Annotated in this window: 22 protein-coding genes; 11 read left to right on the top strand and 11 right to left on the bottom strand. The window is 63.1% G+C overall.

All coding sequences use genetic code 11. The features are described from left to right. Positions 1–53 precede the first annotated feature (53 nt). Positions 54–1,160, top strand: a complete 1,107-nt coding sequence (locus tag ACP7AL_RS01490) for an NAD(P)/FAD-dependent oxidoreductase (protein ID WP_425988087.1) — start codon at positions 54–56, stop codon at positions 1,158–1,160. Between the two features lie 94 nt (positions 1,161–1,254). Here the strand turns inward: ACP7AL_RS01490 and ACP7AL_RS01495 are convergent, their stop codons facing one another. Next, positions 1,255–1,431: a YdcH family protein gene (locus ACP7AL_RS01495; RefSeq protein ID WP_006022144.1), complete on the bottom strand. Its 177-nt coding sequence runs from the start codon at positions 1,429–1,431 to the stop codon at positions 1,255–1,257. Positions 1,432–1,693: 262 nt separating this feature from the next. On the opposite strand from ACP7AL_RS01495, the gene ACP7AL_RS01500 reads away from it, so the two are divergent. Continuing rightward, positions 1,694–1,900 (top strand): YdcH family protein, encoded by a 207-nt coding sequence (locus ACP7AL_RS01500; RefSeq protein WP_024574308.1) that lies wholly within the window; start codon positions 1,694–1,696, stop codon positions 1,898–1,900. Between the two features lie 28 nt (positions 1,901–1,928). On the opposite strand, the gene ACP7AL_RS01505 is transcribed toward ACP7AL_RS01500, so the two are convergent. Further along, on the bottom strand, positions 1,929–2,603 hold the full coding sequence (locus ACP7AL_RS01505) for a GGDEF domain-containing protein (RefSeq protein WP_425988090.1): 675 nt from the start codon (positions 2,601–2,603) through the stop codon (positions 1,929–1,931). A 153-nt stretch (positions 2,604–2,756) separates the two neighbouring features. On the opposite strand from ACP7AL_RS01505, the gene purE reads away from it, so the two are divergent. Both purE and ACP7AL_RS01515 read left to right on the top strand, forming a co-directional pair. Continuing rightward, positions 2,757–3,248 (top strand): 5-(carboxyamino)imidazole ribonucleotide mutase, encoded by a 492-nt coding sequence (gene purE / locus ACP7AL_RS01510; protein ID WP_425988093.1) that lies wholly within the window; start codon positions 2,757–2,759, stop codon positions 3,246–3,248. Further along, a complete protein-coding gene (locus ACP7AL_RS01515; protein ID WP_425988095.1) occupies positions 3,245–4,351 on the top strand; it encodes a 5-(carboxyamino)imidazole ribonucleotide synthase in 1,107 nt (368 codons plus the stop codon). Before purE ends, ACP7AL_RS01515 begins: the two co-directional genes overlap by 4 nt. 54 nt (positions 4,352–4,405) lie before the next feature. Here the strand turns inward: ACP7AL_RS01515 and aqpZ are convergent, their stop codons facing one another. Next, on the bottom strand, positions 4,406–5,119 hold the full coding sequence (aqpZ, locus tag ACP7AL_RS01520; protein ID WP_425988097.1) for an aquaporin Z: 714 nt from the start codon (positions 5,117–5,119) through the stop codon (positions 4,406–4,408). Positions 5,120–5,398: 279 nt separating this feature from the next. Between aqpZ and rpsU the strand changes: the two genes are divergently transcribed. Further along, positions 5,399–5,704, top strand: a complete 306-nt coding sequence (rpsU, locus tag ACP7AL_RS01525) for a 30S ribosomal protein S21 (RefSeq protein WP_006022150.1) — start codon at positions 5,399–5,401, stop codon at positions 5,702–5,704. A gap of 185 nt (positions 5,705–5,889) precedes the next feature. Here the strand turns inward: rpsU and ACP7AL_RS01530 are convergent, their stop codons facing one another. Beyond that, positions 5,890–7,377, bottom strand: coding sequence for an aldehyde dehydrogenase family protein (locus ACP7AL_RS01530; protein WP_425988099.1), 1,488 nt, complete (start codon positions 7,375–7,377; stop codon positions 5,890–5,892). Between the two features lie 115 nt (positions 7,378–7,492). On the opposite strand from ACP7AL_RS01530, the gene ACP7AL_RS01535 reads away from it, so the two are divergent. Beyond that, positions 7,493–8,602, top strand: coding sequence for a substrate-binding domain-containing protein (locus ACP7AL_RS01535; protein WP_425988102.1), 1,110 nt, complete (start codon positions 7,493–7,495; stop codon positions 8,600–8,602). Positions 8,603–8,687: 85 nt separating this feature from the next. Beyond that, positions 8,688–9,134 carry a hypothetical protein gene (locus ACP7AL_RS01540; protein ID WP_425988104.1) on the top strand — a complete coding sequence of 149 codons (447 nt, stop codon included), beginning with the start codon at positions 8,688–8,690 and terminating at the stop codon, positions 9,132–9,134. Positions 9,135–9,231: 97 nt separating this feature from the next. Here the strand turns inward: ACP7AL_RS01540 and ACP7AL_RS01545 are convergent, their stop codons facing one another. Both ACP7AL_RS01545 and ACP7AL_RS01550 read right to left on the bottom strand, forming a co-directional pair. Then, positions 9,232–10,158: a cell envelope biogenesis protein TolA gene (locus ACP7AL_RS01545; protein WP_425988107.1), complete on the bottom strand. Its 927-nt coding sequence runs from the start codon at positions 10,156–10,158 to the stop codon at positions 9,232–9,234. Between the two features lie 157 nt (positions 10,159–10,315). After that, positions 10,316–11,413 carry a calcium:proton antiporter gene (locus ACP7AL_RS01550; RefSeq protein WP_425988109.1) on the bottom strand — a complete coding sequence of 366 codons (1,098 nt, stop codon included), beginning with the start codon at positions 11,411–11,413 and terminating at the stop codon, positions 10,316–10,318. A 113-nt stretch (positions 11,414–11,526) separates the two neighbouring features. Between ACP7AL_RS01550 and ACP7AL_RS01555 the strand changes: the two genes are divergently transcribed. Next, positions 11,527–11,910: a VOC family protein gene (locus tag ACP7AL_RS01555; protein WP_024919896.1), complete on the top strand. Its 384-nt coding sequence runs from the start codon at positions 11,527–11,529 to the stop codon at positions 11,908–11,910. A 63-nt stretch (positions 11,911–11,973) separates the two neighbouring features. Here the strand turns inward: ACP7AL_RS01555 and ACP7AL_RS01560 are convergent, their stop codons facing one another. From ACP7AL_RS01560 to ACP7AL_RS01580, 5 genes are all read right to left on the bottom strand, one after another. After that, positions 11,974–13,374: an NAD(P)(+) transhydrogenase (Re/Si-specific) subunit beta gene (locus tag ACP7AL_RS01560; RefSeq protein ID WP_006022157.1), complete on the bottom strand. Its 1,401-nt coding sequence runs from the start codon at positions 13,372–13,374 to the stop codon at positions 11,974–11,976. Between the two features lie 13 nt (positions 13,375–13,387). Continuing rightward, on the bottom strand, positions 13,388–13,708 hold the full coding sequence (locus tag ACP7AL_RS01565) for a proton-translocating transhydrogenase family protein (protein WP_006022158.1): 321 nt from the start codon (positions 13,706–13,708) through the stop codon (positions 13,388–13,390). A gap of 11 nt (positions 13,709–13,719) precedes the next feature. Then, positions 13,720–14,847 carry a Re/Si-specific NAD(P)(+) transhydrogenase subunit alpha gene (locus ACP7AL_RS01570; RefSeq protein WP_425988112.1) on the bottom strand — a complete coding sequence of 376 codons (1,128 nt, stop codon included), beginning with the start codon at positions 14,845–14,847 and terminating at the stop codon, positions 13,720–13,722. A 70-nt stretch (positions 14,848–14,917) separates the two neighbouring features. Then, the gene (locus tag ACP7AL_RS01575; RefSeq protein ID WP_006022160.1) at positions 14,918–15,070 is read right to left on the bottom strand and encodes an aa3-type cytochrome c oxidase subunit IV; all 153 of its coding nucleotides are present in this window, start codon (positions 15,068–15,070) and stop codon (positions 14,918–14,920) included. 191 nt (positions 15,071–15,261) lie between these two features. Next, a complete protein-coding gene (locus ACP7AL_RS01580; RefSeq protein ID WP_425988115.1) occupies positions 15,262–17,151 on the bottom strand; it encodes a M3 family oligoendopeptidase in 1,890 nt (629 codons plus the stop codon). A gap of 153 nt (positions 17,152–17,304) precedes the next feature. Here ACP7AL_RS01580 and ACP7AL_RS01585 point away from each other — a divergent pair, with 153 nt between their 5' ends. The 3 genes from ACP7AL_RS01585 to ACP7AL_RS01595 all read left to right on the top strand — a co-directional run bounded on the left by ACP7AL_RS01585 (position 17,305) and on the right by ACP7AL_RS01595 (position 23,301). Continuing rightward, on the top strand, positions 17,305–18,816 hold the full coding sequence (locus tag ACP7AL_RS01585; protein WP_425988117.1) for a sigma-54-dependent transcriptional regulator: 1,512 nt from the start codon (positions 17,305–17,307) through the stop codon (positions 18,814–18,816). A gap of 332 nt (positions 18,817–19,148) precedes the next feature. Next, on the top strand, positions 19,149–21,248 hold the full coding sequence (locus ACP7AL_RS01590; protein WP_425988119.1) for a L,D-transpeptidase family protein: 2,100 nt from the start codon (positions 19,149–19,151) through the stop codon (positions 21,246–21,248). A 406-nt stretch (positions 21,249–21,654) separates the two neighbouring features. Next, entirely contained in the window at positions 21,655–23,301 is a 1,647-nt protein-coding gene (locus ACP7AL_RS01595; RefSeq protein WP_425988121.1) for a DUF882 domain-containing protein, read from the top strand. Positions 23,302–23,437 lie beyond the last annotated feature (136 nt).

Genomic DNA, 23,437 nt, shown 5'->3' on the forward strand with positions numbered 1-23,437 from the left:
CGCTGAACATAGAATGAGCAAGAAACGAATCGTTCCGGCAAGGCGAAGCATCCATGGACAGAATTGAGTGTGTTGTGGTCGGCGCCGGTGTCGTCGGGCTCGCCGTTGCACGCAAACTGGCGCGCGCGGGTCTTGAGGTCGTGGTGGTCGAGGCCGCCGGGGACATCGGCACCGGCACATCCTCGCGCAACAGCGAGGTGATCCACGCCGGGATTTACTATCCGGCGGGCAGCCGGATGGCCCGGATGTGCGTTGCCGGCAAACAGGCACTCTATGCCTATTGCGATGCCCATGGCGTACCGTACCGGCGCTGCGGCAAGCTGATCGTGGCGACCGCGGCCAATGAGGACGAGAAGCTGGTCTCGATCAAGTCGCATGCGGAGGCCAACGGCGTTGACGATATGCGGGTGTTGTCGGCTGCCGAGGCGCGCGCGCTGGAGCCCGCCCTGCATTGCACCGGCGCGTTGCTGTCGCCATCCACCGGCATCGTCGACAGCCATGCCTATATGCTGGCGCTGCGCGGCGAGATCGAGGACGCCGGCGGCGCACTCGCATTTCACGCACCGTTCAAGCGCGCGAAAGCCGTGGCTGACGGTTTTGAAGTCGAGATCGGCGGCGATACGCCGATGACACTTGCGTGCCGCATCCTGATCAACTCGGCCGGGCTCAATGCGCCTGCCATCGCCCGCGCCATCGACGGCATGCCCGCCGACCGCATTCCGGTGAGCTATTACGCCAAGGGCAACTATTTCAGTTGCAGCACGCGCGCGCCGTTCTCGCACCTGATCTATCCGGTGCCGGAGCCAGGCGGCCTCGGCGTGCATCTCACCATCGATCTCGGCGGTCAGGCCAAATTCGGCCCCGACGTCGAATGGGTCGACACGCTCGATTACGCTGTCGATCCGGCACGGGCCGAGCGGTTCTATCCGGCGATCCGCCGGTACTGGCCGACGCTTCCCGATGGCGCGCTTAGCCCGAGCTATTCCGGGATCCGGCCCAAGATCGTGCCGCCCGCCGTGGCGCGGCAGGATTTCGTGATCCAGGGCCCGCAGGACCATGGTCTTGCGGGGCTGGTCAACCTGTTCGGGATCGAGTCGCCCGGCCTGACCTCATCCCTCGCCATTTCAGACGACGTGGCTCAACGCGCCGGAGCGGTGTAGCCTCTCAGCCACATGCACCGCCGTACCTCGCAACGGCAAGTTTTGCCGTTACGAGCATCGCGTTGCATTGCAGTGGGGTTCGGGTGTGGAAAAGTCAGTGGACCGTTGCGAGCTTGATACGCTCGATCTGGTCCTTGAGCACCAGCTTACGGCGCTTGAGTTCGATAATCTGGAGGTCGTCGGTGGAAAGATGCTGGAGAGCATCGTGCAATTCGTTTTCCAGAACTTCGTGTTTACGTTCCAGTTCAACGAGATGCGCCTGAATCGCCATAGAAGTCTCCTTTGTGAGTGGACCTCAGATCGGATCTGGACGGCCAAGTCTACATGACCGGGGGCGTCTGTCGACAGCGGAGTCAAAACAAGCGTTCAAAATTTTCGTGCACAGAGGAAACGAATTGTGACGGAACCCGCCCCACGATACCGTCGCTGGTACGCCACTAGAGTTGGTAACGATTTTCTGCAATGACGGGTCATGCGGAAGCGTTCTGAGACACTTACCTGAAAGTCTGGGCGAATTCAGTCAAATGACGGTTATGGTAGATCAGGACAACAACGAATACGCGCTCGAACTGGCGCAGTTGCAGCAGGAGCATCGCGACCTGGACGCCGCCATCGAGGCGCTGCATCAGTCGCCCGCACCGGACCTGCTCAGACTGCAGCGTTTGAAAAAACGCAAGCTTCAGTTACGCGACCGGATTTCATTCATCGAAGACCAGATCACGCCTGACATCATCGCCTGATTTCGCGTCATGACGCCGCGGCATGATTTCAGAGCGCGGCCTGCTCGCGGCCTCCGCGCCGCAATGCCTTTCGCGCATACATCGCGCGGTCCGCGGCCTCCATCACATCTGCAGCGCTGTCCGCGGTACCTATCAGCGCAATGCCCGCGGATGCGCCGGCGACCACAGGCCGGCCCTTGAAAACGAATGTGAGCTGATCGATGGCCTGCTCCAGAGCAGCGGCCTTCGCCAGCGCATCGGCCTCGGTGAGATTCCACAGCAGCAATCCGAACTCGTCGCCGCCGAGCCGGCCCACCACATCCGACGAGCGCACGTGACGCATCAGGACTGCGACCACGCCCTTGAGCACGATATCGCCGGCGGCGTGACCAAAGGTGTCGTTGATCGGCTTGAGGCGGTCGACGTCGAGCACGATCAGCGCGCCGCTCGCCCTGTAGCGCCGGATGTAGGCGATCGAGCGGTCAAGCTCACGCTCAAAGCCGCGGCGGTTGTAGATGTTCAGCAGGAAGTCAGTATCGGCCCAGGCCTGAAGTTCGTCGATCCGGGCCTCGGCAGCGGCGAGTTCCGCCTTCAGGGCCGCGACCTGCCGTCTGGCCTTGGCCAGCGGCTCGGCCGGCGGCTTGCGCGCGGGCTTCGGCGGGGCGGATTTTGCGGTTTTGCCCCGGCCTGCCGGTTTCTTCGCCGCCTGCCTCCGGGACGCCATTTTGCCGCGCGCCTTCTTCAAATTTCCACCTCTAATCCGCTTGACCGGCATGGCAATTGACCATGAAAGGATAACGGATTCGCGCAAGCTTGCCACGCAGGGGCGCAACCCTATAATCCGCCCTCTTTTTCCGGCCCTTTTTGAAGATTCCAGATGACCACCCCCGTTGCCATTATCATGGGAAGCCAGTCCGACTGGGAAACCATGCGCCATGCCGCAGAGACCCTGACCGCGCTCGGCGTCGCCCACGAGGCGCGCATCGTCTCGGCACACCGCACTCCCGAGCGGCTCTACGGCTTCGCCAAGGGGGCCAAGGCGGCCGGGTTCCAGGTCATCATCGCCGGTGCCGGGGGAGCTGCGCATCTGCCCGGCATGGCAGCCGCCTTGACGGAACTTCCGGTGTTCGGCGTGCCGGTGGAGTCCAAGGCGCTGTCGGGCGTGGATTCGCTGTACTCCATTGTGCAAATGCCCGCCGGAATCCCGGTCGGCACCTTGGCGATCGGAAAGCCCGGCGCTATCAATGCCGCCCTGCTCGCCGCAAGTGTGCTGGCGCTCAACGATGCCGGCCTTGCAACCCGGCTTGCGACGTGGCGCAAGCAACAGACCGAGGCCGTGAGCGAGCGCCCAAAGGAAGAAACTAAGTGACATCTTCAGGTCGGGTGACGCTGAAACCAGGCGACACCATCGGAATTCTCGGCGGCGGACAATTGGGCCGGATGCTCGCGCTCGCCGCAGCACGTCTCGGCCTCAAGGCGCAGGTGTTTTCGCCGGATCCGGATTCGCCGGCCTTCGATGTGGTGCAGAACGCGACCTGCGCGGAATACGCCGATGTCGAGGCGCTTGAACTGTTCGCATCCGACGTCGCCGTCATCACCTACGAATTCGAGAACATTCCCTCCTCGACCGCGATGATCCTGTCAGCCCGCCGCCCGGTGCTGCCGGATCCGAAGGTGCTGGAAACCGTGCAGGACCGGTTCGCGGAAAAGAATTTCGTGAGCAAGCTCGGCATCGCCACCGCCCGCTATGCCGATGTCTCCTCCGCACAGGAATTGAAAACCGCCATCGGCCAGATCGGGCTGCCCGCCGTGCTCAAGACCCGGCGCTTCGGTTACGACGGCAAGGGTCAGGTCGTGGTCCGCGAAGGCGACGATCCGGAAACGGTGTGGGCCGATCTCGAGACGCGATCCGCGATCCTCGAGGCCTTCGTGCCGTTCGAGCGCGAGATTTCCGTGGTCGCAGCGCGCAGCGCGAGCGGCGAGGTGGTTTGCTACGACGTCACCGAGAACGAGCATCGCGACCACATCCTGAAGTATTCCTACGCCCCGGCGCGTATTTCCGATGAGCTCGCGGCACAGGCCCGCGTGATCGCCGAGAAGATCGCAACCGCGCTAAATTATGTCGGCGTGCTGGCGGTGGAACTGTTCGTAGTGCCCGGCAAGGATGGCCCGAGCCTGCTGGTCAACGAGATCGCGCCGCGCGTGCATAATTCCGGCCACTGGACGCTGGACGGCGCGTCGGTGTCGCAGTTCGAGCAGCACATCCGCGCCATCGCCGGCTGGCCGCTGGCGCATCCGGTGCGGCATGGCGACGTCACCATGACCAACCTGATCGGCGACGACATTCTCGATTACGGCAAGTGGCTGGGCGTCCCCGGCGCCACTGTGCATCTTTATGGCAAGGGCGCGCCGCGCCCCGGCCGCAAGATGGGCCATGTGACCGAGGTCAAGGCTCCCCAAAAGCAGAAATAAAAAGGCTGCCGCGATCACTCGCGACAGCCTTGGTCTTTATCTGAAGATCAGGCGTTACCTGCCCGCGACGATCCCTTCCGGCTCGTCACTCAGCCAGCGATAGACAACGCCGCCGATGACGCCGCCGATCAGCGGCGCGACCCAGAACAGCCAGAGTTGCTGAACGGCCCAGCCGCCGACGAACAGGGCGGGGCCGGTGCTGCGCGCCGGGTTCACCGAGGTGTTGGTGACGGGAATGCTGACCAGATGGATCATCACCAGCGCAAGGCCGATGGCGAGCGGCGCGAAGCCGGCCGGCGCCTTGCCATGGGTGGCGCCCATGATGATGAACAGGAACATCGCCGTCATCGCCACTTCGGAGACGAAACAGGCCAGCAGGCTGTATTTGCCCGGCGAATGGTCGGCATAGCCGTTGGACGCGAAGCCGCCCGCGAGATCGAAACCGGCCTTGCCGCTGGCGATCACGTACAATAGGGCCGCGCCCAGAATCGCGCCGATAACCTGAGCGATGATGTAGGGAATCACCTGTCCGCCGGGAAAGCGGCCACCGGCGGCGAGCCCGACCGTGACGGCCGGATTGAGATGGCAGCCCGAAACATGGCCGATGGCGAACGCCATGGTGACGACACTCAGACCGAAGGCAAACGAGACCCCGAGCAGGCCGATGCCGACCTGCGGAAAAGCCGCCGCAAGGACCGCGCTGCCGCAGCCTGCAAATGTCAGCCAGAACGTGCCGATGGCCTCGGCGGCGTATTTCTTCGCATTCATGTTCACGTCTCCCCTCAATCGTGGTGTTGGCTCACCTCAATGGCGGGAACCGTAGAAATGGGAGTCTTAAGCCTTCCTTCTGAATTCCCCCGAATCGCGGGCCCGGCCCGTCTAATTTGCTCCGGAATCATGGCTTTCAGGCCCGTGAAAAAGGCCATCCACAGGTGGACATTCCCGGTTTGATCTGGTACATCCGCGCCTTCGATGAGAAGGGCGTGGCCTTTAGCCGGTCCTTCGTCGTCTCCAGAATTTCATGATTGAAACCAAAGAGGATGCCGCGTGCAGGTTCTCGTCCGCGATAACAATGTCGACCAGGCTCTCAAGGCGCTGAAGAAAAAGATGCAGCGCGAGGGTATTTTCCGCGAGATGAAGCTCCGCGGTCATTACGAAAAGCCCTCCGAGAAGAAGGCCCGCGAAAAGGCTGAAGCCGTTCGCCGCGCCCGCAAGCTCGCGCGCAAGAAGCTGCAGCGCGAAGGTCTGCTCCCGATGAAGCCGAAGCCGGTGTTCGGCGCAGGTCCGGGCGGCGACCGTGGTGCAGCCGGTGGCCGTGGCGGCGCAGGTGCCGGTCCGCGCGGGCCGCGCTAGGCGATCTCAACAGTTTTGAATATGAAAACGCGGGCCTTGCGGCCCGCGTTTTTGTTTTGAGCGGTGCGTCTCTTCACCTCTCCCCGTTCACGGGGAGAGGTCGGAGATTGGGCGAAGCGAAAACTCCGGGTGAGGGACTTTTGCCCTCGCCCCAACCCTCTCCCCCAAGCGGGGAGAGGGAGATTTCAAACGTTCAGATTCATCCAGACCGCTTTCGGCTCGGTGAAATTCGCCAGCGCTTCGGTGCCGTGTTCGCGGCCGAAGCCCGAGTCACCCGCACCACCCCACGGCAACCGCACATCGGTATAGCCATAGGTGTTGATCCAGACCGTGCCGGCCTTCGCCTTCTTCGCGAACCGCTGCACCCGGCCGATGTCGCGGCTCCAGACACCCGCCGCGAGACTGAACGCCGTGCCGTTGGCGATCCACAGCGCATCGGCTTCATCTTTGAACTTGATGACACTGACCACCGGGCCGAAGATTTCTTCCTGCGAGATCCGCATCTCGTGCTTCACGTTGGCGAACACCGCCGGGCTGATGTAGTAGCCGCGGTCGCCGACATGCCGGCCGCCGGTGACGAGCGTCGCGCCTTCCTTCTGGCCGATGTCGACATAGTCGAGGATCGACTTCATCTGCTTCTCGGAAATCACAGGACCCAGCACCGTGGTCTTGTCGGCGGTGTCGCCCATGCGCAGCGCTTCGGCGCGGGCTGTGAGGCGCGCGACCACTTCGTCATAGACTTTCTCATGCGCCAGAACGCGCGAACCCGCCGAACACACCTGCCCGGCGTTGAAGAAGATACCCGCCGCTGCAGCTTTGGTCGCCGCGTCGAGATCGGCGTCGTCATAGATCACGTTGGCCGACTTGCCTCCGAGTTCGAGCGACACGCGCTTGAAGTTGCCCGCCGCACCCTTGAGGATTCCGCGGCCGACTCCGGGCGAGCCTGTGAACGTCACCTTGTCCACGCCGGGATGATTGACCAGCGCATCGCCGACCACGCGGCCGGGACCGGGCACGATATTGAGCACGCCCGGCGGCAGACCCGCCTCAAGCGCCAGCTCGCCGATCCGCAGCGCCGACAGCGAGGTCAGCTCGGCGGGCTTCATCACGATGGTGCAGCCGCAGGCCAGCGCGGGCGCCAGCTTCCACATGCCGATCATCAGCGGGAAATTCCACGGCACGATCGCGGCCACGACGCCGACCGGCTCGCGCACGGTGTAGGTGAGCGCATCGCTGCGGGTCGGCACGGTGTCGCCGTGAATCTTGTCGGCCCAGCCTGCGTAGTACGTCAGCGTGTCGATGGCGGCGGGAAGATCCTGCCGCAGCACCGCCGCGATCGGCTTGCCGGCATCGCTGCTTTCCAGTTCGGCAAGTTCGTCGCCGTGCTGCTTCATCAGTTCGGCGAACCGGAACAGGATGTGGCCGCGCTCGGCAGGCCGCATGGTGCTCCAGACGCCTTCAAAGGCGCGGCGCGCCGCAGCGACAGCGCGATCGACATCGGCTTCGTTGCCTTCGGAGATGGTCGCGATCACCTGTCCTGTGGCGGGATTGAGGGTGTTGAAGGTCTTGCCGGAGACGGCCTCGACGTGCCGGCCATCGATCAGCAGTTGCTTGCGGAGAACCACGGCAGCGTCGCGGGACGTCTCGTGGGAATAGTCATATGCAATTGACATCATATTTCTCCTGTTGTTTCCCCAAGCATGCTTGCCAAGAATGCCTCAGTAAATATGATATAATGTGCAAATGGCTCACGAGCATATGAAGCAAATTTCATAAGAGGACGGAACGATGCTGCAAATCGAGATCGAACCCGTCTGGCGCTTTCACAAGGAAGGCAGCCCGCAGACCGCCGTCGTGATGCTCGGTGTGCTCAACGAAATCCGCACCACCGGCAAGCTTACCAGTGCGGCACACCACGCCGGCCTGTCCTATCGGCATGTGTGGAATCTGGTCGAGCAATGGTCCGAGTTCTTCGGCGTGCCGCTGGTCGAAACCCATCGCGGCAAGGGCACGACGCTGACGGCTTTCGGCGAGAAGCTGGTATGGGCCGGGCAACGGATGCAGGCGCGGCTCGGACCGCAGCTTGAAAACCTGGCGCAGGAACTCGCCACCGAGATCAAGCCGTTCCTGCATCAGCGCCCGTCAGTCATTCGCGTGCACGCCAGCCACGGCTTCGCGGTCTCAAGGCTGCGCGAGCTGCTCGACAAGGAACCCGGCATCGGTGTCGATCTGCGCTATGTGAGCAACCAGAACTCGCTGGTATCGCTGGCGCAGGGTGCCTGCGATCTCTCCGGCGTGCACATCCCCCGTGGCGAACTGCGCGCGCAGGCGATCAAGGCCTGCCGGGAGTGGCTCGACCCGCGGGAGGATCGCGTCATCAGCTTCGTGACCCGCGAGATGGGCCTGATGGTGAAGTCCGGCAATCCGCTCAGGATCGGATCGCTGAACGACCTCGTCGAGACCAGGGCGCGCTTCGTCAACCGCGACCACGATTCCGGCACGCGCACGCTGTTCGATCGTTTGCTGGCCCAGCACAAGATCGACGAAGCGAAGATCAATGGCGCGCAGCAGATGGAGTTCACGCATGCCGCTGTCGCCGCCTACGTGGCGAGCGGCATGGCGGACGCAGCCTTCGGCGTCGAGGCGGCCGCGAAGCAGTTCGGACTGGATTTCGTCCGCCTGCTGACGGAGGACTATTTCTTCGTTTGCCGCCGGGCGTTTCTCGATACCGAGCCGATGCAGCGCGTGCTCGATGTCATGAAGGGACAGGCGTTTCACGACGCCGTCACGCTACTCCCCGGCTACGTCGCGGTCAGCCCCGGAGCGGTCAGCACGGTCAAAGAGTTTCTGGACATCGTCGGCCCTGCCACCAGCCCGCCCGTTAAGATTAAGCCTTAACCAATTATTAATTCTGCGTTTGCGGGCCACAAAGGCCAGACCTAGCGTGCCTTGGAAAGCTGTTCGCCAACCCAGAGTGCGTGCCATGACCAACAGATCTTATGGAGCGCTTGTCGCCTCTCTCGGCGTGGCAGCGCTTATTCTTGTTTCGAACGAGGCATTTGCCGATCCGGGCGCTGCGCCTGGCGGAGCATCTGTTTCGGCGCATCCAGCTTTCCGTCCGTCAGCCGGCCGGCCAATGCAGCGGCACCGGGGACACTACGCCAGAACTTTCTGGCCCGGCGTTGGCGGCTATTTCTATGAACCACCCTATGCCGAACCCGGCATCGATGTCGCGCCGCCGCCGGCATCAGGTGATGTCCGTTACACCTACTCCTACGATGTCCCGTGGGACTGGACACACCGATTCCCACCGGCTGTCGCACCGTCCGACAGACCTTATGTACAGGAATGCACCAGGCAGACCGTCCAGGTCCCCCGGCGCGAAGGCGCCGAGGAAACCGTCAGCGTGAATATCACGCGGTGCTATTAGGCGGACCCTAACGGGCTTTGGCGCGCCGCTCATTTCAAGGTGTCGGCAAGACGCCCGCGTCTGGCATGTGGCGGACATGCCATCCGTTGTTACACGCCTAGTTCGACTGCTCAGGCACCACCGCGTGAAACACCGACTTCGCGGCCGAGACCACATCGTCCGTCACGGACGAGAGACGGCCCTGTTTGGCGCGCAGATCCATCGGACGCGGCGGAATGTCGGCTGGCGGCGTCAGCCGCAAGCCATCGTCGGCCCGGATCTCGGACGGTCCTGATATCGGCTCTGGAAATGGCTTCGGCGGCGCGACCGCGGCTTCGCTGGGTCCCGGTGCGACAGTCACCGCAGGCGGCAGCGGCTGCACGGCTGGCTGCTGTGGGGCAGGCGCGTAGACCACGCTGTTCACCTTCGCACGCTCCTGGCCTTGCGCGCCCTCGGGTGCGCGCGCCTGTTCGGCGGGCTGCTGCGGACCCGACCTGCGCAAGCGCTCGATGGCAGCCCGTGCGAGGTCATTGGCATCGCGCTTGTCGTCAGGCGCGGCATTGGCTTCGGCTGGCAGCGATGCGGCCGCAGGCTTTGCAGCGGCCCTCTCGCGCTTCTCGGCAGCAGCCTTGTCGGCAGCAAGCTTTTCACCAGCAGCCTTTTCGCTGGCGAGTTTCTCTGCGGCGGCTTTCTCGGTGGCAGCCTTCTCAGCCGCAAGCTTCTCGGCGGCCTTTCGTGCGTTCTCGGCCCGGTCAGCCGCTGATCGCTCGGCGGCAGCTTTTTCGAGGGCAAGCTTTTCCGCCTTGAGTCTGGCGGCCTCGGCCTTCGCGCTCTCTTTCGAGACCTTGTCGCCGGAGTCGTCTGCTTTCAGCGTTTGCGGGGCTGCATCCTTCGAGGTGCCGGCGGGGGCCGAGATCGAAGCTTTCGGCTTGTCCGTTTCCGACTTGGCGTTGATGTAGTGGGTGACGATATACGCACCGACCACCGTCGCCACGATCGACGGAATGACCTCTAAAAAATACTTGGTGAACAGTTTCTTGATCATGGCAACTCCCCGCGCGACGTTGCATGCGGGAACTTTTGGGCCGATTGAGGGATCAACTGCGACGGATCGGTGGCAAATGCCGGGAAACCGCCGGGAAACGGCTTTGTCAGGAATTTTTAGACGTTCCCGGTAAGCCCCGGGCGGGGGCTGGATGCCGCTACGGGACCAGCACCAGGAAGATAAACATCGCGAACACCAGCATGTGAACCAGCCCGAACAGGATGTTGGTCCGCCCCGTTCCGAACGTCATCATGCTGACCAGCATGGTCATCGCCAGCAGCACCATATCACGTGCGTCGAGGCCGAGCACCAGCGGCTTGTCCAGCACATAGGCCGCGATGGCGACCGCGGGAACGGTCAGACCGATGGTCGCGATCGACGATCCGAGCGCCAGATTGATGCTCTTCTGCAAGTCGTTCTTCCGTGCGGCGGCGAGCGCAGCGATGCTTTCCGGCAGCAGAACGAGCAGCGCCACCACAACACCCGCGAAGGCCGGCGGCGCGCCGATGGCGGCAGCACCCGCATCGACCACCAGAGAAAATTTCTTGGCGAGCAGCACGACAGCCACCAGCGACACCAGCAGAAGGGCGATACTCAGTATCAACTCGCCGCCGGATGCAGAGGCATGATCGGCGGCTTGTTCTTCGCTCTCGACGATGAAGTAGTCGCGATGACGGATAGTCTGGGTGTAGAGGAAGACACCGTACAGCACGACGGTGACAACGCTGACAAAGCCAAGCTGCGTTGCCGAATAGACCGGTCCGGGCGTGGACAGCGTGTAGTTCGGCAGGATCAGCGTGATGGTGGCGATGACGATCAGAACACAAAGATAGACGTTGACGCCCGTGACCTGGAAATCCTGCTCGCGATAGCGAAGCCCGCCGGCGAGAATGCAAACGCCCACGAGGCCGTTGCACACGATCATCACCACTGCGAACACCGTATCGCGTGCCAGCGTCGGCACGGACTTGTCGCCGAGCATGATGGTGGCGATCAGCGCGACCTCGATGATGGTCACCGCCAGCGTCAGCAGCAGCGTGCCGTAGGGCTCGCCGATCCTGTGGGCGATCACCTCGGCATGATGGACAGCCGCGAATACCGTGCCGAACAGGATCACCAGCAACACCGCCGCGAAGGCAAACCCTGCCGCTGTATGACTGAAACCGATCCCCGGAATCATCGTGCTTGCGAACAGCAAAACGGCCAGCGCGGGATAAACCCAGGCTGACCGCGGCATGTGTGTATGGGCACTCATTGGTTCACTCTACCGGCGTGATTGCAAAAGGCATAGCTGGCGCAGAGGAAATTTGCGCCCGGAAGCGGGATACCGTAACCAAAGAGGACTATTTCTCGGAAGGAAACGCAAAAATGTTCTCTCATGTGATGATCGGGACGAACGATCTCGACAAGGCCAAGTCATTTTATGACAAGCTGCTGGGGACGCTCGGCGTGCCGCCCGCGATCGTCGACCGGCATCGTATCTTCTATCGCACCAAAACCGGGACTTTCTCGGTGTCGAAGCCGATCGACGGCAAGCCGGCCACCCCGGCCAATGGCGGGACGATCGGATTTGCTGCCGCCTCGACCGCGGAAGCCGACGCCTGGCATGCGGCCGGGATCGCGAACGGCGGCACGACATGCGAAGATCCGCCGGGCATTCGCGAAGGCGGCGGTGTGAAGCTGTACATCGCCTATCTGCGCGATCTGGACGGCAACAAGCTCTGCGCAATCCACCGGCTGCCAAGGGAATAATAAAAAGAGGCCGTGCGCAGCGCACGGCCTCGATTGTTTCGGCGAATGGAAGGCGGCGTCGCCCTACATCGCCTTGACGATGTTTTCGGTCATCTTCTTGGCGTCGCCCAGCAGCATCATCGTGTTGTCACGATAGAACAGCGGGTTGTCGACACCGGCGTAACCGGACGCCAGCGAGCGCTTGATGAACATCACAGTACCGGCCTTCCAGACCTGCAACACCGGCATGCCATAGATCGGCGACTTCGGATCTTCTTCCGCCGCCGGGTTGGTCACGTCGTTGGCGCCGATCACGAAGGCGACGTCGGCCTGCGCGAATTCCGAGTTGATGTCCTCGAGCTCGAACACCTCGTCGTACGGCACGTTGGCTTCGGCGAGCAGCACGTTCATGTGGCCGGGCATGCGGCCCGCCACCGGATGAATCGCGTACTTCACCTCGACGCCTTCCTTCTTCAGCGTATCGGCCATTTCGCGAAGGGCGTGCTGCGCCTGCGCCACCGCCATGCCGTAGCCCGGCACGATGATGACCTTCTGCGCGTTCTTCATGATGAAGGCCGCGTCGTCCGCCGAACCGAGCTTGACCGGCTTCACTTCGCCGGTTCCGGCGGCGCCGGCCGCGGCCGTCTCGCCGCCGAAGCCGCCGAGGATCACCGAGATGAAGGAACGGTTCATCGCGTGGCACATGATGTAGGACAGGATCGCACCCGAAGAGCCGACCAGCGCGCCAGTGATGATCAGCGCCGAGTTGCCGAGGGTGAAACCGATGCCCGCCGCCGCCCAGCCCGAATACGAGTTGAGCATCGAGATCACGACCGGCATGTCCGCGCCGCCGATCGGAATGATCAGCAGGGCGCCGAGCACCAGCGCGATGATGGTGATCATCCAGAAGTCGAACGAGCTCTGCGAGACCACGAGGCCGTAGATGAAGAACACCAGCGCCAACGCAAGCACGATGTTGATGATATGGCGTGCCGGCAGGATGATCGGCGCGCCGCTCATGCGGCCCGACAGTTTCAGGAACGCGATCACCGAGCCGGTGAAGGTCAGCGCGCCGATGGCGACGCCGAGCGACATTTCAACGAGGCTCGATGCATGGATGTTGCCGCGGGTGCCGATGTCGAACGCGGCGGGCGCGTAGAAGGCACCGGCTGCGACCAGCACCGCCGCCATACCGACCAGCGAGTGGAAGGCTGCGACCAGTTCCGGCATCGAGGTCATCGGCACGCGGCGGGCAATCACCGCGCCGATGCCGCCGCCGATGGCGATGCCGAGGATCACGAGGATCCAGCCGGTCGCGCTCGTCGGCGGATGCGCCGCCAGCGTGGTGGCGATGGCGATGGCCATGCCGATCATGCCGAAGAAATTGCCCTGGCGCGACGACGCCGGGCTCGACAGACCGCGCAAGGACAGGATGAAGAGGACGCCAGCGACGAGATAGAGCAGCGCTGCGAGATTCGCGTTCATGTTCCCTGCCCCGTCACTTCTGCTTTTTCTTGTACATCGCCAGCATACGCTGGGTCACAAGGAAGCCGCCAAATATGTTGATGCATGCAAAAACCAGCGCGACGAAACCGAACGCGCGCGCCCAGAGCGGACCGTCGTCGTTGCCGACCAGCGCGACGCCGGTCGCCAGCAGCGCACCGACCACGATGACCGACGAAATCGCGTTGGTCACCGACATCAGCGGCGTATGAAGCGCAGGCGTCACCGACCACACCACGAAATAACCCACGAAAACCGCGAGAACGAAAATCGACAACCGGAACACAAACGGGTCGACAGCCTCAATTCCATGCATGTCGGCTCTCCTTATGCTTTCGGCTGGAAATTCGGATGGATGACAGCGCCGTCCCTGGTCAGCGCGGTGGCTTTCACCAGTTCGTCGTCCCACTTCACGGCGAGCGACTTGGCGGCCTTGTCGTAAAGCGTCTCGATGAACGACAGCAGGTTGCGGGCATAAAGGCTCGACGCCGATGCCGCGACCTTGCCGGCGAGATTGGTATAGCCGACGATTTTCACGCCGCCGACATCAGCCACTTCGTTGGCCTTCGCGCCCTCGACGTTGCCGCCGCGCTCGACCGCAAGATCGACCAGCACGGAGCCCGGCTTCATCGACGCCACCATCTCGGCGGTGATGAGCTTCGGCGCCGGACGGCCCGGGATCAGCGCCGTGGTGATGACGATGTCCTGCTTCTTGATGTGTTCGGCGGTGAGCGCGGCCTGCTTGGCCTGATACTCTTTCGACATTTCCTTGGCGTAACCGCCGGCGGTCTGCGCGTTCTTGAATTCCTCGTCCTCGACGGCGAGGAACTTGGCGCCGAGACTTTCGACCTGCTCCTTGGTCGCCGGACGCACGTCGGTCGCGGTGACCACGGCGCCGAGGCGGCGGGCGGTGGCGATCGCCTGCAATCCGGCAACGCCGACGCCCATCACGAAAACCTTCGCAGCGGGCACGGTGCCGGCCGCAGTCATCATCATCGGGAAGGCGCGGCCGAAGGCTTCGGCCGCTTCGACCACGGCGCGGTAGCCGGCGAGGTTCGCCTGCGAGGACAGCACGTCCATCACCTGGGCGCGGGTGATGCGCGGCATCAGTTCCATCGCGAAGGCAGAGACGCCGGCATCGGCCAGCGCCTTCAGCGCGGCTTCGTTGCCGTAGGGGTCCATGATCGCGATGACCAGGGCGCCCTTCTTGTATTTGGTAACTTCGGAGGCTTCCGGGCGCTTCACCTTGATGACGATGTCGGCGTCCTTGACCGCGTCGGCGCTGACGACAGCGCCTGCCACTTCATAATCCGCATCCAGCAGGCCGGACTTGATGCCCGCGCCCGGCTCGATCGCGACATCAATCCCCAATGCCTTGAATTTCTTGACCGTGTCGGGCGTCGCCGCAACACGCGGCTCCGTCGCATCGACTTCCTTGGCTATCGCAATTTTCATGACGCCTCCCGCAGCCGTTCGGCCGCGCATGACTTAATCACCGGCTACGCTGCCGGTACAACGAATTCAATCAGGTGAGAAATATCGCCATCAGGGCGACGATGGCGATGACGGCAATCGTGCCGTACTTCGTCATCATGAGAAAACCTTCGTAGGTCTGCTCGTGCGCGGGATAGTCCATGCCATCCGCCGTGGTGTACGCAACTTCGTTATGGTCAGACATCAATCCCCTCCAGCGCCATTCCCAATTGTGACGCGAATTAGCCCAATTGCGAGACAAGGGCAACTTTCGTCGTAGGCCGATTCCAAGGATTAAACACGTCCGCATGCAAGCCATGCAATGGCCCCGGCGGAAATTTCCGCGATGCGGAACGGGAAGTCCGGCCCGCCCGGCCGTTGCCTCGATAAGAGAGGCTATCCCATCTCCTCCAGCTCGGCGATCAGGTTTTCGATCACCGACAGCCCGCCGTCCCAGAATTTGGGATCCTTGGCATCCAGCCCAAACGGTTGAAGCAGTTCGGAATAATGCTTGGTGCCGCCGGCCGACAGCATCGCGAGATAGCGGTCGGCAAACCCCTCCGAGGCGTTCTCATAGACTGCATACAGCGAATTCACGAGACAGTCGCCGAAGGCATAGGCGTAAACGTAGAACGGCGAATGGATGAAATGCGGGATATACATCCAGTACGTCTCGTAGCCCGGCTTGATCTCGATCGCCGGCCCGAGGCTTTCGCCCTGCACGCTGAGCCAGATTTCGCCAATGCGCTCGGCGGTGAGTTCGCCGTTGCGGCGCTCGGTGTGGATCGCGCGCTCGAACGAATAGAACGCGATCTGGCGCACAACCGTGTTGATCATGTCCTCGACCTTGCCGGCGAGCAGCGCCTGGCGCTCCTTCGCGTTTTTGGTCTGGGCCAGCAGCCGCTTGAAGGTCAGCATCTCACCGAACACGCTGGCGGTTTCCGCCAGCGTCAGCGGCGTCGGCGCCATCAGCGCGCCCTGCTTGGCAGCGAGCACCTGGTGCACACCATGGCCCAGCTCGTGCGCGAGCGTCATCACGTCGCGCGGCTTGCCCTGATAATTCATCAGCACATAGGGGTGCGCCGACGGCGTGGTCGGATGCGAGAATGCGCCAGGCGCCTTCCCCGGCCGCACCGGCGCATCGATCCAGCGGTCATCGAAGAAGCGCTCTGCGATGCCCGCCATCTGCGGCGAGAAATCGCCATAGGCTTTCAGGATCGTGCTCTTGGCGTCATTCCATCCGATCTGACTTTTTGCCGCGAACGGCAGCGGCGCGTTGCGGTCCCAGTACGGCAGCGTCTTCTTTTTGAACCAGCGCGCCTTCATCTTGTAATATCTGTGAGAGAGCCGCGGATACGCCGCGCGCACCGAGGCGACCAGCGCATCGACGACCTCGCGCTCGACCCGGTTCGCAAGATGGCGCGAATCCGCGATGTCCTGAAAACCGCGCCAGCGGTCGGAGATTTCCTTGTCCTTGGCGAGCGTGTTGGTGATCAGCGCAAAGGTGCGCTCATTGGCCTTGAAGGTTTTCGCCAGCGCCTGCGCCGCAGCCTTGCGCTTTTCCGGGGCGCGATCCTGCAACAGCGTCAGCGTCGGCTCGATCGCGAGTTCCTTACCGCCGACCTTGAAGCGAAGCGCCGAAATGGACTGATCGAACTGCCTGTTCCAGGCGCCGTAAGCCGTCTGCGACTTCTCATGGAACAGTTGCTCGACGCGGTCCTCAAGCTGATACGGCTTGTCCTTGCGCAGATCCTCGATCCAGGGCCGGTAGTGATTGAGCGACGGCACCGCCATCGCGCGCTCGATCACCTCGTCATCGACACGGTTGAGTTCAAGCGCGAAAAACAAAAGATGAGTCGAGGCCGCGGTGATGCGCTCGGACACGTCGCCGTAGAACTTCGAGATCGCCGCATCGACCGTATTGCCCGCGTGCGCGAGGCCCGCATAGGACGCCAGCCGTCCGGCAAGATCATCGATCGCCTCGTAGCTCCTGATCGCCTCGGCCAGCCACTCACCGCCGTTCGGCGCCGCGACCTGCTCCGCGATCTTGCCCTTGTAGGCGCTCTCGAACGCCACACAGTCGGCATCGAGCTTATCGAGATCGCGTGCCACCTCCGGCGCATCGATCGCCGGGTAGAGGTCGGTCAAATTCCACTCCGGCAGCTCGGCTGCCTTGCCTGACGCGCCAGCCGCCTTTTTAGCGGAGGTTTTCGCCTTGGAAGCGGTTTTGGTCGCAGGTTTGGATTTTGCCGGAGATTTGCGGAGAGCAGATGTGCGCGAAGCCATATTTCAATCCGTGATGTTCAAGAGCTTACAGAACGCGTGACGATTGCAGCGGTTGTGGACAAAACCAACTCTTAAGAGGTCGTTAATCGGCATCGGCCAGAGTGCCCCGATTCGAGACATGTTGTGAGATAGTCCAGAGTTGCGGGGAATACCATGGTTGCCACCATCCTGATCGCCGACGACGATGCCGTACAGCGGCGCCTCGTCGAGAATATGGTGCAGCGCTGCGGTTACGACGCCGTGACAGTGGACAGCGGAGATGCCGCCCTCGCCCATCTGATCGATCCCGACACCAAACCCGTCGACGCCCTGGTGCTGGATCTCGTCATGCCCGGCCTCGACGGCATGGGCGTGCTGGCCAAGATTCGCGATATCGGCCTCGATCTGCCGGTGATCGTGCAGACCGCGCACGGCGGCATCGACAACGTGGTGTCGGCGATGCGCGCCGGTGCGCACGATTTCGTGGTGAAACCGGTCGGCATCGAACGTCTGCAGGTGTCGCTGCGCAATGCGCTCAACGCCAGCGCGCTGAAAGGCGAACTTCAGCGCATCCGGCATCGCCGCGAAGGCAAGCTCACTTTCGCTGACATCGTCACCCGATCCGAAACGATGAATCACGTCATCGCGATGGGCAAGAAGGCCGCCGGGTCCACGATTCCGGTACTGATTGAAGGCGAATCCGGCGTCGGCAAGGAACTGATCGCCCGCGCCATCCACGGCTCCTCCGAGCGAAGCGCCAAGCCGTTCATCACCGTGAACTGCGGCGCGATCCCGGACAATCTGGTGGAGTCGCTGCTGTTCGGCCACGAGAAGGGCGCGTTCACCGGCGCCACCGAGCGCCATGCCGGCAAATTCGTTGAAGCCAATGGCGGCACACTGTTCCTCGACGAGATCAGCGAGCTGCCGCTGGCGGCGCAGGTGAAACTGCTGCGCGCCTTGCAGCAGGGCGAGGTCGAAGCCGTCGGCGGGCGCAAGCCGGTGAAGGTCGATGTACGGATCGTATCGGCGACCAACCGCAATCTGCTCAATCAGGTGAAGGCCGGCGCATTCCGCGAAGACCTGTTTTACCGGCTGCACGTGCTGCCGCTGACAATTCCGCCGTTGCGGACGCGCCGCGAGGACATCCCGCATCTGGTCCGTCACTTCATGGCGCGCATCGCCGCCGAAGAGAACCGGCAAGTCACCGGCGTCAGCGGCGAAGCCATGGCGCTGCTCGGACAGATGCCGTGGCCGGGCAATGTCCGTCAGCTCGAAAACGCGGTGTACCGAGCGATCGTGATGAGCGACGGCGGCCAGCTCGGACCGGATGACTTTCCCCAGACCGGCGGAATGTTCCCGGTTTCGCCCGACGCCGAACCGGTGATGTTGGACAGCCCGCCCTCCTCGCCGACGGATATGGTTTCCGGTGCCGAGATACCAATCGCCCCTGCCCCTGCGTCCCACAAATTTGCGCCGGCCTATGGCACCCTGGCCATGCTCGGTGAAGACGGCGAGGTCCGGCCGCTTGACGATATGGAGGCTGAGACCATCCGCTTCGCCATCGCCCATTATCGCGGACAAATGTCCGAGGTTGCGCGGCGGCTGAAGATGGGCCGTTCGACGCTGTACCGGAAAATCGATGAGGCTGCGGCCTCCGGCAGGGAACCTGTCGACCCTACGGGCTGACGCGCGAATCACTGTCCCATGGAACGAAACCACGGCTTTTTCGCTTCTCTCATTGAACCGTTGCGGTCCGGTGACAGACGGAGGAAAAGCGCGCGGCAATGCGCGCAAATCGTTGCAAGACATGCCGAATTGAAGTCATTTCTCTGGAGTTGACTTCGAGTTGATCCGGCGGCGACTGGCCGCGTCAAGCTGGCGCGTGTACCGTTTCGCAATGTTTTCAATGCGGGATTGCGTAGCAAAGTCCGATCAAGCCGGCGCTTTTGCAACAGGTACTGACGGAAACCAACATGAGCTGTTCCATGCCGGGGCAGTGTCGTCCAAGGGGTGCGAGAATGCATGACTTTTCGACCGGCCACCGCAAGGGCCCGACAGGCTTCGACCGGGTCCTGATGGCTGTTGCAGCCACCTTCCTCACCATGGCGGCGACCAGCGCCATGGCTCAGTCGGGTCCGGCAAAGAGCCCCGCAGATCTCGCCATCGACGCTGCCGTTCCGCTTCCCGAACCTGCCAACTTACCCCCGCCAACCGCGAGCGACTTCAAGCCCGACGCCGCAGCAGCCGCGCCTGCCGCAACGGCTCCGAAGAAGGACGAAGCTGCAGCACCGGCTGCGGCTCCTGTCACCACCGCAACCGTTCCTCCCGCTGCGACAGCGCCGACCGCAACGCCGCCAGCCACCACGCCGCCGGCAGCCGCAGCAGCAGCGCCGGCCGTTGAGCCCGCCAAAGCCGCTCCCGCTGTTGCCGCCGCCGATCAGCCGGTCGCCGAGAAGCTGCGCGACCTGATCGCCACCAAGGGCGCGCGCTATTTCGACCGCAAGAACGAGCGCACCGCCGTCGAGAATTTCTACAAGGACCGCAACTACGCTCCGCTCTGGAGCGAGTCCGGCGCCGTCACTGCGCGCGCGAAGAGCGTGATCACGCGTCTCAAGGACGCGGGCAGCGAGGGCCTCAATCCTGCCGATTATCCGACACCGGATTTCGCTGCCGCGACCACGCCCGATGCACAGGCCGAAGCCGAACTGCGTCTGACCGAAAGCATGCTCGATTACGCGCGCCACGCCCAGAGCGGCCGCATGCACTTCTCGCGCGTCAGCGCGGATATCTCCTATCCCGAACATCCGGTTGATCCCATCGAGGTTCTGATCAACGTCTCGACCGCAAAGGACGCCTCTGCAGCGCTCGAGGGCTATAATCCGCCGCACAACGGCTACAAGGGCCTGAAGGCGAAGCTCGCCGAACTGCGCGGCATCACCGAAGACACCTCCAAGCACATCGCCGAAGGCGACACGCTGAAGTTCGTCAAGCCGACGAAGAAGAACGCAAACCCCGTCGTGATGGAAGACGAGCGCGTGCCGGCGCTGCGCGCGAAGCTTCACGTCACCGAAAACGCCGACGACAAGCGCTACGATGCGTCGGTTGCGGACGCGGTTCGCAAGTTCCAGTCGAACAACGATCTGAAGGCGACCGGCGTGCTCGATAACGCCACCGTCCGCGCCATGAACGGCCCGAAGAACGACCGCAAGATCGACATCGTGCGCGCCAACATGGAACGCTGGCGCTGGCTGCCGCGTGAGCTCGGCGCGAAGCAGCTCGGCGATGCCTACGTGATCCTCAATATTCCTGATTACACGCTTAAGCTGATGCACAACGGCAAGCAGGTCTGGACCACGCGCGTTGTCGTCGGCAAGCCGGGCAAGCACGCCACCCCTGAACTGACGGAGACGATGAAGTTCATCACCGTCAACCCGACGTGGAACGTGCCGCCGTCGATCATCTACAACGAGTACCTGCCCGCGCTGGCGCAGGACCCGACCGTGCTCGACCGCATGGGTCTCAAGCTCGCGCGCGCCGCCGACGGCAGCGTCCGCATCTCGCAGCCGCCGGGCGAGGCCAACGCGCTCGGCCGCATCCGCTTCAACTTCCCGAACAAGTTCCTCGTCTATCAGCACGACACGCCGGACAAGCACCTGTTCGCCAAGGAAGAGCGCGCCTTCAGCCACGGCTGCATGCGCGTGCAGAATCCGGATCAGTACGCGGCGAATCTGCTGAGCATCGCGCTGCCGAAGGAAGGCTACACGCCGGAAAAGATCAAAGCCCTGTACGGCCGCAGCGAACTCAACATCAACTTCCCGACGCCAATCCCGGTCAATATCACCTATCAGACGGCGTTCGTTGACGACGCAGGCAAGCTCGAGTTCCGCAAGGACATCTACGGCCGCGACGCCCGGGTAATTTCGCTGCTCAAGGGCAGCGAAGGCAAGGAGATGGAAATGGCCGTCTCCCACGCCCAGCCGAACTATGTCCGCCCGACCAACGTCCGGGTTCCCGGCGACAGCTTCGCCAGCAACAGCGGCATGGGCTTCTTCGAACGCCTGTTTGGAGCGCCGACCCCGCCGGCGCCGGTCCGCGGCCAGCGCCGCGTGGTTCGCTAAGCGACGGATTCGGCCGAAAACGGGTCCATTTTACCCGGTTTTACAAGTTCCAGGGCTCCGCCAACCGCGGGGCCCCTTTTGTTAACCATCGCCCACAAAGCATTCCGCCCCGGATCGGCCTACCGGCCCTTTTTTGCCATACTCGCAGCGGCATACTGGCCTTCACGGGCCTGTGACAGACTTGGGCAAGACTGATTAAGACTTGGGATCGCTAAAGACTTGGGCAACTAAAGACTTTGTGAAACGAAGACTTGGGCAGACGAGACTTGGGAAGCTGACTGAGAGGCCTCAGGCAGGGATTGGTAAATATCGATTAACCCTCCTGCCTTAGGACTATGTTCATCCTCTCCCGTTGCGTGGGGTAGCGGGGGATCACCTAACAGACTGACGGCTGACGGGATTCTGAGTGGCGGGCGGTTTTCCACGCAGCATTGGCTTTGAATGGCTTTCGCGCACCTCGGTGCGCGTCGGCCTCGCCTCGCTGCTGCTGGTGGCGACCAACGCCCGCTCCGTCCACAACGCCACCGCCGACGGCGACACCCGCACCCTCTCCTTCCACCACACCCATTCCGGCGAAGACCTCACGGTCACCTTCAAGCGCAGCGGCCGCTACGACGAAGCCGCGCTGAAGAAACTGAACTACTTCCTCCGCGACTGGCGCAGCCAGGACCAGACCACTATGGACCGCCGGCTATTCGACATCGTCTGGGAAGTCTACCGCGACGTCGACGGCAAGCAGCCGATCCAGATCATCTCCGCCTATCGCTCGCCCGCCACCAACGCCATGCTCCGCCGCCGCTCCTCGGGAGTCGCGCGTCACAGCCAGCACATGCAGGGCCACGCGATGGATTTCTTCATCCCCGGCGTGCCCCTCGAACAAATCCGCTACGCCGGACTTCGCCTGCAACGCGGCGGCGTCGGTTTCTACCCCACCTCCGGATCGCCGTTCGTGCATCTCGATGTCGGCAGCATCCGCCACTGGCCGCGCATGACCCACGACCAGCTCGCGCGCGTCTTCCCCGATGGCCGCACCGTGCATGTGCCGACCGACGGCAAGCCGCTGAAGGGCTATGAGCTTGCACTGGCCGACATTCAGCGCCGCGGCAATGGCGAGGATGTCGCCGCGCCGTCGAAGTCGAAGACTTTCCTGGCCTCGCTGTTCGGCCGCAAGACCGCGGATGACGAGGAAGAAGCCGGCAACGACGCTGTGACACAGGGCAAGGTCACGCAGGTGGCGATGGCCGCAGCCGACAAGGCCAAGGACGCCGCACAAGCCACCGTCACCGCCGCCGAGAAGGTTCTCGAACGCGTGCCGCTGCCGCGCGCGAAACCCGCAGGCGCAGCGTCCTATCAGGTCGCTTCGGCCGAACCCAAGGCCGTCGCCCTCGCGAAAGCCCAACCTGCGCTTAAACCAGTTCCTGCCGACGAATACGCCCCGCAATCTCCCATCGACATCATCAACGCCCGCGGTTTCTGGGATAACGAGCCGGCGCCGAAGCCTGCAGCAGCGCAGGCGCAGATCGCAGCCCTCAAGGCCCGCGGCGCTGTCGTCGCCGCCGATCCGCAGTTCACTGCAAGCCTGCCGCAGAACGTCTCGCAGGCGCTGGCCTATGCGCCCGCCAATGCTCCGCTCGACCGCGCCCAGATCGTCGCCGCCAGCGCGCCCGTTCCGCGCAGCAACTCGCGCGTCGCGGCGCTCGCTCCCAATCCGATGTCCGGCGCGGAGATCAAGGCCAACGATGCGGCGATCGGGAAAACCCGCCAGGGCCCGATCGCAACCTCCGCGCGGATCAAGCAGGCCTCCCAGACCAACGACATCTGGATGCGCGCGATGATCCTCGCGCCAAGCGCCAGCACGTCGCTGTCGGTCTCGTCGCTCGGCGATCAGGACATGACCGTGATGCGCGTCCACTTCGTCAAACCGAACACCGCGGTAGCGATGACGTTCTCGGAAGATCCGCAGATGGGCATCGTCTGCGAGAAGTTCACCGGTCCGGCGACGGCGACGCTGTCGACGACGTCGTTTGCGATGCGCACCGCCTCGCTGCGGTAAACCGTCATTGCCGGGCAATAGCCGTTCGAAGAACGGCGTCGCTTCGCTCGCCTATGACCCGGCAATCCCTCTTCTTCTCTCAAATCCCTGGATGGATGCGCGGGTCAAGCCCGCGCATGACAGACAGTGTGTGAAT

This window comes from Afipia sp. DC4300-2b1 (assembly GCF_049895725.1).
Classification (GTDB): domain Bacteria; phylum Pseudomonadota; class Alphaproteobacteria; order Rhizobiales; family Xanthobacteraceae; genus Afipia; species Afipia broomeae.

Excerpts from the sequence above, each read along its gene's own strand:
- ACP7AL_RS01530 (WP_425988099.1), bottom strand. The coding sequence starts at position 7,377 with ATGTCAATTGCATATGACTATTCCCACGAGACGTCCCGCGACGCTGCC.
- ACP7AL_RS01540 (WP_425988104.1), top strand. The coding sequence starts at position 8,688 with ATGACCAACAGATCTTATGGAGCGCTTGTCGCCTCTCTCGGCGTGGCA.
- ACP7AL_RS01495 (WP_006022144.1), bottom strand. The coding sequence starts at position 1,431 with ATGGCGATTCAGGCGCATCTCGTTGAACTGGAACGTAAACACGAAGTT.
- ACP7AL_RS01550 (WP_425988109.1), bottom strand. The coding sequence starts at position 11,413 with ATGAGTGCCCATACACACATGCCGCGGTCAGCCTGGGTTTATCCCGCG.
- ACP7AL_RS01575 (WP_006022160.1), bottom strand. The coding sequence starts at position 15,070 with ATGTCTGACCATAACGAAGTTGCGTACACCACGGCGGATGGCATGGAC.
- ACP7AL_RS01500 (WP_024574308.1), top strand. The coding sequence starts at position 1,694 with ATGGTAGATCAGGACAACAACGAATACGCGCTCGAACTGGCGCAGTTG.
- ACP7AL_RS01585 (WP_425988117.1), top strand. The coding sequence starts at position 17,305 with ATGGTTGCCACCATCCTGATCGCCGACGACGATGCCGTACAGCGGCGC.
- ACP7AL_RS01545 (WP_425988107.1), bottom strand. The coding sequence starts at position 10,158 with ATGATCAAGAAACTGTTCACCAAGTATTTTTTAGAGGTCATTCCGTCG.
- ACP7AL_RS01555 (WP_024919896.1), top strand. The coding sequence starts at position 11,527 with ATGTTCTCTCATGTGATGATCGGGACGAACGATCTCGACAAGGCCAAG.
- ACP7AL_RS01535 (WP_425988102.1), top strand. The coding sequence starts at position 7,493 with ATGCTGCAAATCGAGATCGAACCCGTCTGGCGCTTTCACAAGGAAGGC.
- ACP7AL_RS01565 (WP_006022158.1), bottom strand. The coding sequence starts at position 13,708 with ATGCATGGAATTGAGGCTGTCGACCCGTTTGTGTTCCGGTTGTCGATT.
- purE (WP_425988093.1), top strand. The coding sequence starts at position 2,757 with ATGACCACCCCCGTTGCCATTATCATGGGAAGCCAGTCCGACTGGGAA.
- ACP7AL_RS01570 (WP_425988112.1), bottom strand. The coding sequence starts at position 14,847 with ATGAAAATTGCGATAGCCAAGGAAGTCGATGCGACGGAGCCGCGTGTT.
- aqpZ (WP_425988097.1), bottom strand. The coding sequence starts at position 5,119 with ATGAATGCGAAGAAATACGCCGCCGAGGCCATCGGCACGTTCTGGCTG.
- ACP7AL_RS01560 (WP_006022157.1), bottom strand. The coding sequence starts at position 13,374 with ATGAACGCGAATCTCGCAGCGCTGCTCTATCTCGTCGCTGGCGTCCTC.
- ACP7AL_RS01490 (WP_425988087.1), top strand. The coding sequence starts at position 54 with ATGGACAGAATTGAGTGTGTTGTGGTCGGCGCCGGTGTCGTCGGGCTC.
- ACP7AL_RS01505 (WP_425988090.1), bottom strand. The coding sequence starts at position 2,603 with ATGGCGTCCCGGAGGCAGGCGGCGAAGAAACCGGCAGGCCGGGGCAAA.
- ACP7AL_RS01590 (WP_425988119.1), top strand. The coding sequence starts at position 19,149 with ATGCATGACTTTTCGACCGGCCACCGCAAGGGCCCGACAGGCTTCGAC.
- ACP7AL_RS01580 (WP_425988115.1), bottom strand. The coding sequence starts at position 17,151 with ATGGCTTCGCGCACATCTGCTCTCCGCAAATCTCCGGCAAAATCCAAA.